General features: G+C 41.0%; 22 protein-coding genes and 1 pseudogene. 3 read left to right on the top strand and 20 right to left on the bottom strand.

The window, feature by feature from the left end; all coding sequences use genetic code 11:
- Positions 1-43 precede the first annotated feature (43 nt).
- Complete coding sequence (gene amrB / locus HZC45_03880) at positions 44-853, bottom strand: AmmeMemoRadiSam system protein B (protein MBI5682297.1); 810 nt, start codon at positions 851-853, stop codon at positions 44-46.
- Between the two features lie 206 nt (positions 854-1,059).
- Here amrB and HZC45_03875 point away from each other — a divergent pair, with 206 nt between their 5' ends.
- Together HZC45_03875 and htpX are read left to right on the top strand one after the other, a co-directional pair.
- Positions 1,060-1,509: a hypothetical protein gene (locus HZC45_03875; protein MBI5682296.1), complete on the top strand. Its 450-nt coding sequence runs from the start codon at positions 1,060-1,062 to the stop codon at positions 1,507-1,509.
- Between the two features lie 34 nt (positions 1,510-1,543).
- Positions 1,544-2,398: a zinc metalloprotease HtpX gene (gene htpX / locus HZC45_03870; GenBank protein MBI5682295.1), complete on the top strand. Its 855-nt coding sequence runs from the start codon at positions 1,544-1,546 to the stop codon at positions 2,396-2,398.
- Positions 2,399-2,433: 35 nt separating this feature from the next.
- On the opposite strand, the gene HZC45_03865 is transcribed toward htpX, so the two are convergent.
- The 19 genes and pseudogenes from HZC45_03865 to HZC45_03775 all read right to left on the bottom strand — a co-directional run bounded on the left by HZC45_03865 (position 2,434) and on the right by HZC45_03775 (position 14,241).
- Entirely contained in the window at positions 2,434-2,751 is a 318-nt protein-coding gene (locus HZC45_03865) for a divalent-cation tolerance protein CutA (protein ID MBI5682294.1), read from the bottom strand.
- A 255-nt stretch (positions 2,752-3,006) separates the two neighbouring features.
- Positions 3,007-4,107, bottom strand: a complete 1,101-nt coding sequence (gene leuB / locus HZC45_03860) for a 3-isopropylmalate dehydrogenase (GenBank protein ID MBI5682293.1) — start codon at positions 4,105-4,107, stop codon at positions 3,007-3,009.
- Between the two features lie 3 nt (positions 4,108-4,110).
- Complete coding sequence (locus tag HZC45_03855) at positions 4,111-4,329, bottom strand: DNA-binding protein (GenBank protein ID MBI5682292.1); 219 nt, start codon at positions 4,327-4,329, stop codon at positions 4,111-4,113.
- A gap of 70 nt (positions 4,330-4,399) precedes the next feature.
- Positions 4,400-4,897 carry a 3-isopropylmalate dehydratase small subunit gene (gene leuD / locus HZC45_03850; GenBank protein MBI5682291.1) on the bottom strand — a complete coding sequence of 166 codons (498 nt, stop codon included), beginning with the start codon at positions 4,895-4,897 and terminating at the stop codon, positions 4,400-4,402.
- A 94-nt stretch (positions 4,898-4,991) separates the two neighbouring features.
- Positions 4,992-5,222 (bottom strand): DUF1858 domain-containing protein, encoded by a 231-nt coding sequence (locus tag HZC45_03845; GenBank protein ID MBI5682290.1) that lies wholly within the window; start codon positions 5,220-5,222, stop codon positions 4,992-4,994.
- 8 nt (positions 5,223-5,230) lie between these two features.
- Entirely contained in the window at positions 5,231-5,881 is a 651-nt protein-coding gene (locus HZC45_03840; GenBank protein ID MBI5682289.1) for a class I SAM-dependent methyltransferase, read from the bottom strand.
- 13 nt (positions 5,882-5,894) lie between these two features.
- On the bottom strand, positions 5,895-7,118 hold the full coding sequence (gene leuC, locus HZC45_03835) for a 3-isopropylmalate dehydratase large subunit (GenBank protein MBI5682288.1): 1,224 nt from the start codon (positions 7,116-7,118) through the stop codon (positions 5,895-5,897).
- Between the two features lie 113 nt (positions 7,119-7,231).
- Positions 7,232-8,651 (bottom strand): annotated as a pseudogene (locus HZC45_03830) (UbiD family decarboxylase).
- Positions 8,652-8,657: 6 nt separating this feature from the next.
- A complete protein-coding gene (locus HZC45_03825) occupies positions 8,658-9,221 on the bottom strand; it encodes a hypothetical protein (protein ID MBI5682287.1) in 564 nt (187 codons plus the stop codon).
- On the bottom strand, positions 9,208-9,423 hold the full coding sequence (locus HZC45_03820) for a hypothetical protein (GenBank protein MBI5682286.1): 216 nt from the start codon (positions 9,421-9,423) through the stop codon (positions 9,208-9,210). The genes HZC45_03825 and HZC45_03820 overlap by 14 nt, the downstream gene beginning before the upstream one ends.
- Positions 9,424-9,443: 20 nt before the next feature.
- Positions 9,444-9,770 (bottom strand): hypothetical protein, encoded by a 327-nt coding sequence (locus HZC45_03815; protein ID MBI5682285.1) that lies wholly within the window; start codon positions 9,768-9,770, stop codon positions 9,444-9,446.
- Positions 9,771-9,873: 103 nt separating this feature from the next.
- Complete coding sequence (ubiA, locus tag HZC45_03810; protein ID MBI5682284.1) at positions 9,874-10,737, bottom strand: 4-hydroxybenzoate octaprenyltransferase; 864 nt, start codon at positions 10,735-10,737, stop codon at positions 9,874-9,876.
- Complete coding sequence (locus HZC45_03805) at positions 10,724-11,326, bottom strand: chorismate lyase (protein MBI5682283.1); 603 nt, start codon at positions 11,324-11,326, stop codon at positions 10,724-10,726. The genes ubiA and HZC45_03805 overlap by 14 nt, the downstream gene beginning before the upstream one ends.
- Positions 11,323-12,354: a GTPase ObgE gene (gene obgE / locus HZC45_03800; GenBank protein MBI5682282.1), complete on the bottom strand. Its 1,032-nt coding sequence runs from the start codon at positions 12,352-12,354 to the stop codon at positions 11,323-11,325. Before obgE ends, HZC45_03805 begins: the two co-directional genes overlap by 4 nt.
- Positions 12,355-12,585: 231 nt before the next feature.
- Positions 12,586-12,840, bottom strand: a complete 255-nt coding sequence (rpmA, locus tag HZC45_03795) for a 50S ribosomal protein L27 (protein MBI5682281.1) — start codon at positions 12,838-12,840, stop codon at positions 12,586-12,588.
- A gap of 10 nt (positions 12,841-12,850) precedes the next feature.
- Positions 12,851-13,189, bottom strand: coding sequence for a 50S ribosomal protein L21 (rplU, locus tag HZC45_03790; GenBank protein ID MBI5682280.1), 339 nt, complete (start codon positions 13,187-13,189; stop codon positions 12,851-12,853).
- A gap of 97 nt (positions 13,190-13,286) precedes the next feature.
- Positions 13,287-13,589 (bottom strand): YtxH domain-containing protein, encoded by a 303-nt coding sequence (locus tag HZC45_03785; GenBank protein MBI5682279.1) that lies wholly within the window; start codon positions 13,587-13,589, stop codon positions 13,287-13,289.
- Entirely contained in the window at positions 13,582-13,950 is a 369-nt protein-coding gene (locus tag HZC45_03780; GenBank protein ID MBI5682278.1) for a DUF948 domain-containing protein, read from the bottom strand. Before HZC45_03780 ends, HZC45_03785 begins: the two co-directional genes overlap by 8 nt.
- A gap of 69 nt (positions 13,951-14,019) precedes the next feature.
- On the bottom strand, positions 14,020-14,241 hold the full coding sequence (locus HZC45_03775) for a DUF1858 domain-containing protein (protein MBI5682277.1): 222 nt from the start codon (positions 14,239-14,241) through the stop codon (positions 14,020-14,022).
- 121 nt (positions 14,242-14,362) lie between these two features.
- On the opposite strand from HZC45_03775, the gene HZC45_03770 reads away from it, so the two are divergent.
- Entirely contained in the window at positions 14,363-14,671 is a 309-nt protein-coding gene (locus HZC45_03770) for a cupin domain-containing protein (GenBank protein ID MBI5682276.1), read from the top strand.
- The last annotated feature ends 192 nt before the right edge of the window (positions 14,672-14,863 follow it).

Genomic DNA, 14,863 nt, shown 5'->3' with positions numbered 1-14,863 from the left:
ATACCTGCTGCCTTTGCAATCCTTTTCTCTTCAGTCATAAAAACTACTGTATCACTATCCCAGCATACCCTACCACATGGTTGTAATCACCACTGGTCTGTCCTGATGTGGCGTAATCAATTAGTCTGGCACCTGCAGCACCAAGTTCCTTTGCAGTAATTATTGCAATTGCAGCAGGTATAGCACCGCACATGCTAATATCATCTCTTGAAACAGTCTTTAAAAGCCCTTCATAATCAAGGGCTAAAATCCTGTCTATCGCCTTTTTATCCTTTTTCTTTGTTATTTCATGGGATTCATAGTGATTCATATCAGAACTGACAACAACGAGTGTATCCCCTTCATACTCTCTTATAACCCCTGCAATTGCCTTCCCTATCTCTATACAATCATTCAGACCCAGATGCATTATTGTTACAGGGACAATAGATGCCTTCGGGTTAAAATGGTGAATAAACGGGAGTTGAACCTCAAGGGAATGTTCTCTCATGTGAGCCAGAGAGTCATCTATAAAATGATGGGATTTTTCTATAAGTAAATGGGCAAGTTCACTATTTACAGTCATCCCTCCAAATGGCATCTCCCACTCACCGCCTGCAAAGACAGATACAGTATCACCAAGCCCTGTGTGATTAGGTCCCAGAAGGATAATATTGTCAGGGATCCTCACATGCGAATATACAGAACCGGCAACCCTGCCTGAATAGACATACCCTGCATGAGGTGCAATAATGGCAATAGCATCCTCTTTTTTTACCTTTTCATCCACCATCTCCCTAATCATCTTCTTGATCTGGTCAGGTTCCCCGGGATAAAACTGATAGGCAACTGCAGGCTTTCTTATTGTCCCCATCTGCCACCTCCATAAAATTTAGAGGGTATGTTCATTTGGTTTTTTATTACACACCAGAGAAGCAGTGATTTTATACTAGCAAAAATTTTAATTTATGTCCATAATAGGATAATACGGTATAGGATAATTTTTTATTTGCTAAATACAGGGGGGTTGTTTATAATATTTTTGTTTTGATAGAAAATGTAAAGGTAGGTGGTGTTCTTATGAGGAAAATATCTGTTCTGATAATAATTGCTGTATTTATTTTTACGGGTTGTTCTGCAAATGGAAACAGTGCTGTAAAAAGCAAGGAAAAACCCGAAGAGGTTGTTAAAAAGTTCTATTCGTATATTGCAGAGGGTGGACCAACCACACTGCATGAAGCATATAAACTTGTCAGTACAAAACATTATAAATTGAATGAGGAACAGTTCAAGGGTATTGTTGCCAATTATTCAAAGGATATGCAGGTGAATATATTGAACAGCAACATTAAAAAAGATATGGCTGTTGTTACAATAGAATACACCATTCCATCTGCCTTTGGAGGCGATTTTGTATCAAGGAGTGAACTCCATCTGAATTTAGACAAGACAACAAGTACATGGAAAATAGATTTTACAGGTGAGACATACGATAATCAGGTGGGTCAGGCAGCAAAGGCAGGGATATGATAAAAAAGTCAAAAGTCAAAATGGAGGAAGTAATATGAATTTTTTAAAGACAACTATATTGCTTGCAGTCCTTACTGCAATACTTGTTTTTGCAGGGGATGCTATGGGTGGGAGAAATGGCGCAATAACTGCCCTTATATTTGCAGGTGTTATGAACTTTGCCACATACTGGTGGAGTGATAAGATAGTTTTAATGATGTATGGAGCAAAGAAGGTGGCAGAAGATGATGCACCAGAACTTTATTTAACAGTAAGAAGTCTTACAATGCAGGCAAATATGCCTATGCCAAAGGTGTATATAATGGAGAATGATACCCCTAATGCCTTTGCCACTGGCAGAAATCCAAATCATGCAGCAGTTGCTGTTACTACAGGCATTATGAGGATGCTTACAAGGGATGAACTGGCAGGGGTCATAGGCCACGAACTTGCCCATATAAGACACAGGGACATATTGATTTCAACAATAGCAGCAACTATTGCCGGTGCCATAAGTTATCTTGCCCACATGGCACAGTGGGCAGCAATGTTTGGCGGTAGAGGTAATGATGAAAGAGGCGGCAATCCTCTTGGACTTATTGTCATGATGATAATAGCACCCCTTGCCGCAATGCTTATACAGATGGCGATATCCCGTTCAAGGGAATATGTCGCTGATGAGGGTGGCGCAGAAATCGCCGGTCATCCTCTGTATCTGGCAAATGCACTTAGAAAACTTGAGATGGCAAACAAAAGGGTTCCTATGTTGAATGCCAATGAGGCAACAGCACATATGTTCATTGTAAACCCATTAAGTGGTGGAGGTATATTAAAACTCTTCAGCACCCACCCGCCTATAGAAGAAAGGATAAGGAGGCTGGAGGCAATGGCTGGCGGCACGAGATATTAAGCAGTCAGGATAGCAGCAACTTTATTTTTGCGACTCTATGCCTTTATTACCTCATCCATCCACTTGAAATAATCAGGCAGTCCCTGTGAGATAGGCAGTGCAATAATCTCTGGCACCTCATAACTATGGAGTTCTTTTATCCTATCCTTTAATCTATTAAACAGCAATGTCTTGCTCTTTATAAAGAGTATCACCTCTTTTTCAGTGCAAACCTCGCCTTTCCAACAGAATATTGATTTTATATTGTGGATGATGTTACAGCACGCAGCAAGCCCTTCTTTCACAAGGCTAGTGCCAATCCTTTCACCTTCTTGTTCTGAACCAGCAGTGACTAACACTAACATATAATCCATTTTGTAATCCTCCTTATTAAGTATACATCAAAAATTTTGCCAAAAAAGATGTCTGTTAACCCAAATAATGCAGTTGAAATCGTCATGAGACGCAGAAGAAGCCCTGCAGGCAAGGCGCAGAAAAGATTTTGACACAGGGGATTCAAGTCTTTCTTTTGATACCATGTGCTGCAAATAAAAGAATCTCCTTATTTGAAAAAATGTTTAGAGATTCAAATTTTAGCCATCACCTGAATAAAAAAGAGACTTCATATCTTACAGTTCCACATCTTCAACTATTCTATCCCCCATCTCTTTACATCCAACAATTTTAGAACCTTCCTGCCTTATATCTTGTGTGCGAAAGCCCTTATTTAAAACATTTTCAACTGCCCTCTCAATTGCATCTGCCTCTTTTCCAAGATTAAACGAGAACCGCAACATCATTGCAACAGATAATATCGTTGCAATGGGATTTGCAATGTCTTTTCCTGCAATATCAGGGGCGCTTCCGTGGATTGGCTCATACATGCCAATCGGCAGACCAACTTTATTAACCCTTTGGCCGAGGCTTGCGGAAGGAAGCATCCCAATTGAACCTGTAAGCATTGCTGCCTCGTCAGACAAAATATCTCCAAACATATTTTCAGTAACTATTACATCAAACTGCTTTGGATTTCTTATTAACTGCATTGAACAGTTGTCAATATACATGTGATTTAATTCCACATCCTGATATTCCTTATGCACATTTATAACGACCTTTCTCCATAATTCCGTTGTCTCAAGCACATTCGCCTTGTCAACAGAAGTAACCTTTTTTCTCCTCTTTCTTGCAACATCAAACGCAACCCTTGCGATACGCTCAATTTCAGGAGTTGTATAGACCATTGTATTGATGCCGCGCTCTGTGCCATCAGGAAGTTTCTCAACGCCTTTCGGAGTTCCAAAATAGAGTCCGCCTGTAAGTTCCCTTATAACCATAATGTCAACGCCTTCAATAATCTCTTTTTTGAGTGTTGATGCGTCTGCCAGAACAGGATAGATTTTGGCAGGTCTTAAATTTGCAAAGAGTCCTAGTTCTTTTCTCAAGGCAAGCAAAGCCCTTTCTGGTCTTATGGAATAATCAAGCCCTTCCCACTTTAGACCCCCTACAGCGCCCAGCAAAACTGCATCGCTATCTTTAGCAAGTTTCAATGTTTCGTCTGTAAGCGGGACACCGTATTTATCAATGGATGTGCCGCCGACAATGGCATCTTTGGTTTCAAAGCAGATTTTATATTTTTTGCCAACTGCTCTTAAAACCTTTAAAGCCTCTCCGACTATCTCAGGACCTATACCATCGCCTGGCAGGACAGCAATTTTATATTTGTTCATTCACTAAACCCCGCTGTTTTTTATCTTTTGGATAGACTCAAGGAAGAGGTCAAGCCCGCTGTATGGTATTACAACAGTGCTTCTCCTGTCATTTGAAAGTTCTGCAATCTGCAAAAATCTCCCTCCGTCATTCTCTTTCAGGTCAACATATATTGTCTTATTTTCAACCTGAAGTTTATCGCTTGTTACAACCCTGCTTCTGCTGCCGCCTTCTCTCTTCATATTTCCCCCTTTGAATACAGGGACTAGGGACTAGGGTTTAGGGATTAGTAGAGAAACTAACCCCTAACCCCTAACCCCTAACCACTGTTTTTTTCACCCACTCCATCAACCCCCCTGTGTTTATGAGTTCCTGCATAAACTGCGGGATTGGCTGGCTGTTAAAAGTTTTATTCTTTGTTAGATTCACAATCTTGCCGGTATCAATATCAACCTCTATTTCATCCCCTTCGTTTATAGCATCAACTGCTTCAGCAGACTCAAGTATAGGCAGTCCCATATTAAACGAATTCCTATAAAATATCCTCGCAAAACTCTTTGCAATTACGCATGAAATGCCTGCAGCCTTTATTGATATAGGAGCATGCTCCCTTGACGAGCCGCAGCCAAAATTTTTATCAGCAACAATAATATCCCCTTCCTTCATCTTTTTCACAAATTCAGGGTCTGCATCCTCCATGCAGTGTTTTGCAAGCACCGACGGGTCAGATGTATTCAGATACCTTGCGGGTATAATAGCATCGGTATCTATATCTGCACCAAATTTCCATGCCCTGCCTTTGAACTTCACCTTGTTAAACCTCCTTAATTTCAAGGCTAAAGCCTTGAGTTACTGTAACTCAAACCTTTAGGTTTGAGAAGTTGAGTTACTGTAACTCAAACCTTTAGGTTTGAGAAGTCTTCTCCGCTACCTCGTTCAATTCCTTTAAAAGTTTTTCCAAATCTATAAAATGGAGTTTGCATGCAGTTCCTATTGTAACAAGTTTTGCAAGGGATTTTCTTGCAACAGGGTTTGCAAGAAGTTTAAAGCAATGCCCTTGTTTTACAAACACATTCAAAGTTTCCGGATATTTTATTAGGACATCCTCAACAATCATGTCGCTTGTAATTTTCATAGTATATCTTATGCCTCGCAGGTTATCAATTGCAATGCGCCTTTTGCAAGGATGGTTCTTTTTAATATTTTAAAACCAATATCCTTTAATTTCCCTTCAATATCAAAATTTATAAAATCCCTCGCAGTCTCATGCTCTGTGAAGACAAAAAAGAGCCTCTGGAGAAAACTCACGAGACCATGCGGTTTATGGTAGTCAAATATAACAAATTTTGAGCCACCTTTTAATACCCTTCTTATCTCGCAAATAGTATTTATAATGGCAGAAATAGGCATCTCATGCAGACCCATTGAAACAACTACCCTGTCAAATGACCTGTCTTTGAATGGAACAGACTCTGCATTTGCAAGAGCAAGTCCAAACTTGCTCTCTCTTCTTGCAGCCTTTCTGCCGGCAGTTTTCAGCATACCCATTGCAATATCAAGCCCGAATATTTCAGCGTCCATCCTGCCTGCCATAAAAGCCGTTGTCCCTGTTCCGCAGCAGATTTCTAAAACCCGTTGCCCTTTCTTAATATCAAGTTCATCAATTACAAGTTTTCTAAACTTCTTCTCACCGCCAACAATGAAACCAACAAGCCATACACCAAAATCATACAGAGGTGCAAGGATGTCAAATGCAGGGCGAAAGTATGAAGGCTTTTTTTCTTTACTATTCACTGTTCACTATTCATTAATCACTGTTTTTAACCACCTCATCTGGATGCGCAATCCTGCCCTTGACCGCAGATGCTGCTGCAACAGCAGGGTTTGATAAATAAACCTCGCTTTTTGGATGCCCCATCCTTCCAACAAAGTTTCTGTTTGTTGTTGCTATTGCCCTCTCGCCTTCTGCGAGTATGCCCATATGTCCGCCGAGGCACGGCCCGCATGTCGGAGGGCTTATTATCGCGCCTGCATCAAGGAATATGTCAAAAAACCCTTCATCAAGCGCCTGCTTATAGATTAAAGGCGTTGCAGGTATAATAATAAGTCTTACATATTTTGCAACCTTCTTACCTTTTAAAATCATTGCAGCAACCCTCAAATCCTCCATCCTGCCGTTTGTGCATGAGCCGATGACAACCTGATCAATTGGAACATCTCCAACATCTGTTATATTCCTTGTATTCTCAGGGAGATTTGGGAATGCAACCTGCGGCTCTATCTTTGATGTATCGTATTCAAAGACTTGCGAATATTTTGCATCCTTGTCGCTGGAATAAAATTTATACTCCCTCTTTGCCCTTTCTTTTACATAATCCTCAGTAATCTTGTCAGGCGCTATTATGCCGTTCTTGCCGCCTGCCTCAATCGCCATATTGCACATTGAAAGACGGCTGTCCATTGAAAGATTTTCTATTGTATCTCCGCAAAATTCCATTGCCTTGTAAAGCGCGCCGTCAACACCGATTTTGCCGATTGCGTTAAACTTTATTGATTCAGGCACCTTAAACCATGCCTCGCCTGTAACCATAGCCGCTGCCAAGTCAGTCGAGCCAACGCCTGTTGCAAATGCGCCTAATGCGCCGTATGTGCATGTGTGGCTGTCAGCGCCGATAACCAAATCACCGGGCAGGACAATTCCCTTTTCAGGGAGTAACGCATGTTCAACACCGACATCGCCGCCTTCAAAATAATTTGTAAGTTCCTGCTCTTTTGCAAAGTCCCTTAAAATCTTGCACTGCTCTGCTGATTTTATGTCCTTGTTAGGAGTAAAGTGGTCAGGGACAAGAACAACCTTGTCCTTATTATATACACCCTTTGCACCACTTTGTCTGAACTCCTTTATAGCAATTGGCGCAGTTATGTCGTTCCCCAGCGCAATGTCAACCTTTGCGTTTATAATCTGCCCGGGGCATACCTCTTTTAACCCTGCATGCTCTGCTAAAATTTTTTCTGTTATTGTCATCGGCATTGTTTTTACTCCAAAATAAAAATTTAAAGATTAAAAATCAAAATGACAAATCAAAATGTAAAAATTTTTGATTTTTGATATGTATTTTTAATTTTTTATTTTTAATCTTTGATTTACTCTACCCCATACTCCTTCCACTTCTTATCAACCAATTTTACAATTTCATCATCCATCTTTACCACACTGCCCCACTCCCTTGTAACCTCTGGAGGTTTTTTCATTGTTGCGTCTATGCCCATCTTTGAGCCGAGTTCTGCGACAGGCGATGAAAAATCAAGGTAATCAATCGGCGTGTCTTTGAGAGTCCATGTATCCCTTTCAGGATCAACCCTTGTTGACACAGCCCATAGGACATCACTCCAGTTGTGAACATCAATATCATCATCAACAACAATTATATATTTTACATACATGAACTGCTTTAACATGCCCCAGATACCGAGCATAATCCTCTTTGCATGACCGGGATATTCCTTTTTTATAGATACAACAGCAATCCTGTATGAGACTGCCTCCATCGGAAGGCTGAAGTCTTTAATCTCAGGGAATTGCATTTGCAGACTCGGCAGAAACATCTTGTTCAATGCAATGCCGATAACTGCATCCTCTTTTGGAGGTCTTCCTGTTATGGTTGTAAGATAGAGCGGGTCTTTTCTGTGCGTTATGCATTTTATATGAAACACAGGGAATTTTTCCTTTGCATTGTAATAGCCTGTATGGTCGCCAAATGGCCCCTCATCTGCCAAATCATCATGATAAATCATGCCTTCTAAAATAATCTCCGCTGTTGCAGGGACTTTTAAAGGTATGGTCTTGCAGTCAACAAGTTCAATCGCTTTTTTTCGAAGTATCCCTGCAAAATGAAACTCGCTTATGTTTTCCGGCACAGGCGTTACCCCTGCTATTATTGTTGCAGGCTCACAGCCTATTGCGACTGCAACAGGCATTGGCTGCGCCTTTTCCTTCCACAACATCTGATGATGTGCTCCGCCCCTGTGTTTTAGCCATCTCATTATTGCGCGGTTCTTATCAATATACTGCATCCTGTAAACGCCGACATTTGTCTGGCTTGCATCGGGCGTCTGCGTTATTACCAGCGGCCATGTTATGAGAGTTTGACAAATCAACCTTGTCCCCTTCCAATACCACATCCTGACATGGCGCATTTTTAACTGTTTTCGGACCCAGTGTAAGCATCTTTGCAAAGAATGGGATTGATTTTATTGCCTCCCATATTCCTTCCGGCGGTTCAGGTCTTTGAAGGTGAACAAGAAATTTCCCAATGTCCGCAAGTTCATCCTCTGAAATGCCAAGCCCCATTGCAACCCTCTCAACAGTGCCAAAGAGGTTTGCAACAACAGGGATGTCATAGCCTTGGACATTTTCAAATATAACAGCATGCCCGTTTTTCTTAACAAGCCTGTCCATGACTTCGGCAATTTCCAGATTTGCAGAGACCTCTGCCTTAACCCTCTTTAAAAGGTTTTTTGATTCAAGGAGATTTAAAAATTCCCTTAAGTCATGGAATATCATAATGCCTCACTTTTTTACCCGTTTTAAGACAGCATCCCATATCTCTTTAAGTCCCAGATCGTTTGCCCATTTATTGATGTAGTCATAATCAAGGGTATCGCCGGATACTTTAAGAATTCCTGTAATATCCCTCAAATGTTTTTCCGATTCACCCTCTTTATAAAATTCCATTTTTTTGATGATGACATCTTCCGGAGAAGCAAAATCGGCTTCTGTATTCTCCGCTGTCGGAATTCTTTTTAATCTGTTAAAACGACTATCGTCAAAAGCATTTCGTTTGCGGATAATCACATCTATCTTGAGTCCGGAAGCCGGATGAATGATATTGAATTGATGTTGCCGGCGAATTGCCTCGGTTGCCGCTTCCTCGCTCAAATAGAACTCATTTTCCGGAAAACAATTTTTAAGCCCCTTGATATGTTTCGCTTTAATATCGGCCACCACATCAATATCATTTGTCAGCCGCGGTTCACCGTATGCCATTGATGCCATTGAACCTGTTACAATATAGCGGATTCCGAGAGATTCTAAACAACGAACCAGTTGTATAAGCAGTTCATACTGCTCCATGAGAAAGTCTCCTTGCTACCTCTTTCCTTATCATATTTTCATCCCAATCTGCATGTAAAAACTTAATATGATAAAAAAGGAGGAGCCTTGCCGAATGCCATGTGTCAAAAGCAAGTTTAAGCCGCTGCGCCGGGGTCTTTTTTTTCAATATCTCCGCCACCATATCGTCAACAACTTCAATCTGTCCGTCGTCCAATCTCATGGTTTTTTCGCGCATCAGGGTCATATCTTTTCCTCTGTCTTTGAATAACTATCATCTATCGCCTTCTGGGTTTCAATAGTTTTTTGCAGCGCAGTAATAATCCTGCAATAATGCTTTATATCATCAAGAGACAACTCTCTATCCTTTCTATCCTTGAGCCATTTATCCAGAACCTGATAGCCGCCAATCCGGTATTCCCAGACCTCTGGCGCAATGCCCTCAAAATACTGGTTATTGTTTATGATGTTCCCTTTCCCCCCTTTTTCTTCTTCTTCCAACTCCTGCAAAGTTACCTCATCCTTTAAAAAGCGAGTTCTCTTTGCCAGTTCTATCGCATGAGTCAGCATAATTTTTTAGAAGTTCCTCAAGGCAGGAGTAATAACTTTCCTCACGCGCATCGCCTCTGCTATCAACTTCAAACAGTTTTTTGAGGTATGAATTCAGCATTTTTTATAAGATATAATCTACAGCAATGCCCGCTAGTATCAACAATCCTATCCCCGCATTGGCTATAAAGATTCTAAAGGCTGTTTCTCTTGTTGGAGATTTTCTCAGTATATATACCATATATTCAAAGATAAAGCCTGCTGCAAAAAGGATTGCAAAATATACAGTCCCCATTTTTGCAATCCAGCCGGCTGCTGCGAGGGTGATGATTGCCATTGCGAAGAGTAAATATAAGACCGTATAAATATGTGTCCCAAAAAGTATTGCCGTAGATTTTACGCCGATTTTTAAATCATCTTCTTTATCCATAAGCGCATATATAGTGTCATATGCTGTTGACCAAAAGGTATTGGCAATAAAGATGAGTATTGCAGGAATGCCAATCTCATTTCTGACCGCTGACCATGCCATTACAGAACCCCAGCCGAATGCCATGCCGAGAAACACCTGCGGCAGATAACTTACCCTTTTTACAAACGGATAAAGAGAGGCAAGAAATAGCGCAACAAGAGAAAGGATTATGGTTAAGGGATTTAGAAACAGCGCCAAAACAAACGAAAGGGCTATCAAGGCGCAAAATACAAACAATGCCTCTCGGACTGTCAGCCTGCCTGATGCTAAAGGACGATCCCTTGTCCTTTCCACATGCCTGTCAAAATCCCTGTCTGCAATATCATTTATCACACACCCTGCACTCCTCATAAGGAATGTGCCTGTGATAAATATTATAAGGAGTTTTAAAGGCGGCATGCCGCTGCTTGCAAGAAAAAGCGACCACAGTGTTGGTGCAAGGAGAAGCAAAGTGCCATACTGCTTTTTAAGCCTTATCAGGTCAAATATTGCTGTCGCCTTATTATTTATTATCATCCAGCCTCACCCTGACCACATCAGGCGAGAAGACCTCCATTATTGCTGCTGTGATTCCATTTCCACTGACAGGATTTGCCAGAAGTCTGTATCGTCTCGCCCACATATGAGTATCGGAGGGGACCCCGAGGTCATCTGCTATTTCCCGGCACTGAATTACACCGATTTCCCAGTTGTCCCTGAGGGTAAGCAGGTTATAACTTCGCAGGAGACGCCCGAGAGGTTCAGCACCCTTTATAAGTTTATCCAGAAAATCTTTTGACTGCCCGGCGCTCAGAAATACTGAATGGGCATAGACAAGCCTCTTTCCATCCTTCTTAAGCCATATATCCCTTGTTATGGCATCCTGCTTCGGGCTCACATTCAAGTATTCAGCAATAACATTTTCTATAGGTTCTATCCTGTGGTTTTTGACCTCTACCTCAACTGGGAAAAAATAAAGTGATTCAAGAAGCCTTGTAAGAGAGCCGTCTGATGAAAGGATAAGCCTTTCCGCAGGTTCCATAGAAATCTTTGAAAACAAATCTAATGTCTCATCAAATCTAAACCAACGGCTGTAACCGGAAACATGAGCAAGATTATAGTTCATAAATCAGTTTGTCCTGTTTTTCCCTTCATTACCTCTTGAGCCGCATATCTTATGAGTTCATCAAGACCTTCTCCGGTAGCGGCAGATACGGCAAATGTCTTTATACCTTTGGACTCAAAAAATTTCAAGAGATTTGGCAGTCTTTCCCTTGCATCAGGGATGTCAATTTTATTGAGCGCTATGATTTGTTTTTTATTTTTCAAGGCAGGGTTGAATGCAGCAAGTTCTTTATTTATAACCTCAAAGTCTTTTTCGGGCTCACGGTTTGAAAACGGCGATATGTCTATAAGATGTATGAAGATGCTTGTCCTTTCCACATGTTTTAAAAATCTGATTCCAAGCCCCTTCCCTTCATGTGCCCCTTCAATAAGACCGGGGATGTCTGCTACAACAAAGTTTGCATAGTCGCCGACATGGACAACGCCGAGATATGGTCTTATGGTTGTAAAAGGATAATCTGCAATCTTCGGCTTTGCCTTTGATATGCGGGATATTAAAGTTGATTTGCCTGCATTCGGAAAGCCTATGATGCCGACATCTGCCAAGAGTTTCAGTTCAAGTTTAAGATTTTTTTCTTCCCCTTCTTCACCCGGCTGGGCAAATCTCGGTGTTTGAAAGGTTGATGAAACAAAATGGGCATTCCCCTTTCCGCCCCTCCCACTTTTTGAAATCAAGAGCTTCTGTCCATCGGATATAATGTCTTCTATAATCTCGCCGCTCTCTGCATCCTTTATTACAGTTCCTACAGGGACATGGATTGTTATAGACTTTCCGTTTCTGCCGTGCCAGTTGCTCCCTTTGCCGTGCTGCCCCCTTTCTGCAATATAGTTTTTCTTATATTTAAAATCCAGAAGACTTGAGAGTCTCTTATCACCAATTATTATAACATCGCCGCCATCTCCGCCGTCTCCGCCGTCAGGACCGCCCTTTGGAACATACTTCTCCCTCCTGAAACTGACACAGCCCCTTCCGCCATTGCCAGCCTTCACATATATCAAAGCCTCATCTATAAAATTTGGAGATTTCATCTAAAAATCCTCACAAGCGGCTGCCTACCCTGTTGGCAAACCGTCTGGGTGGGGGGCTTTTAGAGGCAACGGGTTTGCAGGCAGGGTAGACAGCCGCTATAACTATGATAAGACTTTCATTATCCTTTGTGCCAAATTGTTGGCATGAGTGTTTCATAAAGACCGCATAAAAAAATAGGGGTCAATAATCTTTGACCCCTATTTAAATCCAGAAAAGATTTTAAATTGATATTATTGCTGATATACGCTGACCTGTCTCTTATCTCTGCCCCTCGCCTCATATTTCACAATAAAAAAAAAAAAAAAAAAAAGGGTATAGTCCTTACCAAGCCCAACATTATCTCCCGGATGTATCTTTGTGCCGACCTGACGGACAAGGATACTGCCGGCAGAGACAACCTGCCCTGAGAATACCTTTACCCCCCTTCTTTGACCATTGCTGTCCCTTCCGTTTCTTGAACTTCCACCTGCCTTCTTATGAGCCATTTCTTACCTCCTATGCCCTTATTTCCTTTATCTTTATACTCGTAAACTCCTGCCTGTGTCCGATTTTCTTCCGAAAACCCTTTCTCAGTTTTTTCTTAAAGGCTATAACCTTTTTAGCTTTGCCGCTGCCCACAACCTCTGCTATAACCTTTGCATTTTCAAGAACAGGGCTGCCAACTTTCACACCATCACTAGACCCTACCATCAGCACATCGCTCAGTTCTATAGGGTCTCCAGGGTTACCACATATCTTCTCTACCTTAACTACATCACCCTTTGAAACTCTGTACTGTTTACCGCCTGTCTTTATCACTGCATAGCAGTCAGGACAGCCTCCATTTTGTGGCATGTTCATTCCTCCTTAAAACTACTGTGTACATTTGCCATGGATATATGGCAAAAATTTTAGCATTAATATCTATCATAATAAAAAAATAAATGTCAAACTATAATTTAGCCTTTTCCCGCCTGTATGCTTCTTTACCCGACTCATATGCCGCAGTTATATCAGCCTTTTTCTCATCAATAAATTCTTTTACCTTCTGGACACCCTCTTCCACATATCCACCCATACCTTCGGTTTTATCCCTAATCTGTCCCCTCAACCTGTCTGTTGTTTCCTTTAGTTTCTGCCTTGTTTCTTCTCCTGCAGCAGGCGCATAAAGAAGGGCAATACCTGCCCCGACTACCCCTCCCAGTAAAAATGCCAGTGTTACCTCAATCATCGTAGAACCACCTCTATCAGACATCTTCTTCACCTCCTTTTCTGAAATGTTTGATACCAAAACCTATACCGGTTAAAAGCCCTATTATTGTCAAAATAGGGGTCTTAACTTTATTAAACACAACATCAGCCAGCCCTGTTACCTTGAGTCCGACATCCTTAAAATTCTTTACAACCTCACTAACAGTATCCATATTTTCACTTACCTTGTCAGTTATAGACTTTACATTTGCTGTCATATCCTCATATTTTTCAGACAGTTTCTGCACTGCCCTTAATGTCTCCTTTAACTGTATGACAGCAGGTATAAGATAAAGGACAAAGATAAATACAGATATTGCTATCAGAAATATTGAAATCTCGGTAAGAGTTACTGTAAAGGTCATAAAAGTCTCCGTTTACGGATGAGTATAACGACAAATACAGGCATATGTCAAGAAAAGAAGACCTAACAACTATATACCTTTTTGTGTCTTTCCCACAGCCTCTATACATTCCTTTACAAACTGCTCCACATCTGTTCCGTGCATTGTGCAGGCAAATGCTATATCCTCTGAGCCAAAGGCAGGACAGTCAAAACAGCCCTTGCCAAAATATTTTATAAAGACCTCTTTCACGGCAGGATATTTTTCAACTGCCTCGTTGGTCTTCATATTTTTTGTAATTTTTATATCCATCTAAAACCCCATGTCATTTGTTTTAATAATAACCAAAGGATTTGACATCAAACATGATTTTTATCATATCCAAAAAATGCCCTGAATGCTAGAAATTATTTTATTTTCAGGAGGGGATTGAATGGAAAAAATAGACACAAAAGGTCTCATAGAATTTAAAAAGGATTCAAAGAACTCATTCTTAATATTTGATTCTGAACAGGCAAGATTCGCCATGTTCTGCTCTGAACCCGGACAGGGTGTGCAAAAGTGCTGCTCATCCTCAAGGGTTATTATGACAGTGCTTGAAGGCACAGGTAAATTCCTTTCTGACAAAGAGGAGGTTGAGGCAGGACCAGGTTCTGTCATCATCTGGGAACCCGGCGAACCACACGGATATATTGCTAAAACAAGGCTTGTCTTTCTCGCGACAATAGCGCCGAGACCGTGAAAAAACAGTTATAAGAAAATACAGAGAAAACACAAGGACACTTCCCCTATTTTTGCTCCGAAAATGTTTAAACCACGAAGCATGAAGGGAAAAACTAAATAGAAATATCTAAACAAGCAATGAAAAAGTAAAACTATTTCGTTTTAATTTTAAATTTTCTATTTAGATATTTCTATTGAAATGTCTCTTCCT

It is taken from the genome of Deltaproteobacteria bacterium (assembly GCA_016223005.1).
GTDB lineage: Bacteria > Desulfobacterota > GWC2-55-46 > UBA9637 > GWC2-42-11 > JACRPW01.
This window is presented reverse-complemented; position numbering and strand designations above follow the sequence as displayed.

Bases quoted from the DNA above. Each gene is read 5' to 3' on its own strand.
- HZC45_03865 (MBI5682294.1), bottom strand. From the start codon at position 2,751: ATGGATTATATGTTAGTGTTAGTCACTGCTGGTTCAGAACAAGAAGGT.
- HZC45_03855 (MBI5682292.1), bottom strand. From the start codon at position 4,329: ATGAAGAGAGAAGGCGGCAGCAGAAGCAGGGTTGTAACAAGCGATAAA.
- htpX (MBI5682295.1), top strand. From the start codon at position 1,544: ATGAATTTTTTAAAGACAACTATATTGCTTGCAGTCCTTACTGCAATA.
- HZC45_03775 (MBI5682277.1), bottom strand. From the start codon at position 14,241: ATGGATATAAAAATTACAAAAAATATGAAGACCAACGAGGCAGTTGAA.
- ubiA (MBI5682284.1), bottom strand. From the start codon at position 10,737: ATGATAATAAATAATAAGGCGACAGCAATATTTGACCTGATAAGGCTT.
- HZC45_03825 (MBI5682287.1), bottom strand. From the start codon at position 9,221: ATGGAGCAGTATGAACTGCTTATACAACTGGTTCGTTGTTTAGAATCT.
- amrB (MBI5682297.1), bottom strand. From the start codon at position 853: ATGGGGACAATAAGAAAGCCTGCAGTTGCCTATCAGTTTTATCCCGGG.
- leuC (MBI5682288.1), bottom strand. From the start codon at position 7,118: ATGCCGATGACAATAACAGAAAAAATTTTAGCAGAGCATGCAGGGTTA.
- HZC45_03875 (MBI5682296.1), top strand. From the start codon at position 1,060: ATGAGGAAAATATCTGTTCTGATAATAATTGCTGTATTTATTTTTACG.
- leuB (MBI5682293.1), bottom strand. From the start codon at position 4,107: ATGAACAAATATAAAATTGCTGTCCTGCCAGGCGATGGTATAGGTCCT.
- HZC45_03845 (MBI5682290.1), bottom strand. From the start codon at position 5,222: ATGAAAATTACAAGCGACATGATTGTTGAGGATGTCCTAATAAAATAT.
- rpmA (MBI5682281.1), bottom strand. From the start codon at position 12,840: ATGGCTCATAAGAAGGCAGGTGGAAGTTCAAGAAACGGAAGGGACAGC.
- HZC45_03780 (MBI5682278.1), bottom strand. From the start codon at position 13,950: ATGACCTTTACAGTAACTCTTACCGAGATTTCAATATTTCTGATAGCA.
- obgE (MBI5682282.1), bottom strand. From the start codon at position 12,354: ATGAAATCTCCAAATTTTATAGATGAGGCTTTGATATATGTGAAGGCT.
- HZC45_03770 (MBI5682276.1), top strand. From the start codon at position 14,363: ATGGAAAAAATAGACACAAAAGGTCTCATAGAATTTAAAAAGGATTCA.
- HZC45_03785 (MBI5682279.1), bottom strand. From the start codon at position 13,589: ATGTCTGATAGAGGTGGTTCTACGATGATTGAGGTAACACTGGCATTT.
- HZC45_03820 (MBI5682286.1), bottom strand. From the start codon at position 9,423: ATGAGATTGGACGACGGACAGATTGAAGTTGTTGACGATATGGTGGCG.
- HZC45_03805 (MBI5682283.1), bottom strand. From the start codon at position 11,326: ATGAACTATAATCTTGCTCATGTTTCCGGTTACAGCCGTTGGTTTAGA.
- HZC45_03815 (MBI5682285.1), bottom strand. From the start codon at position 9,770: ATGCTGACTCATGCGATAGAACTGGCAAAGAGAACTCGCTTTTTAAAG.
- rplU (MBI5682280.1), bottom strand. From the start codon at position 13,189: ATGCCACAAAATGGAGGCTGTCCTGACTGCTATGCAGTGATAAAGACA.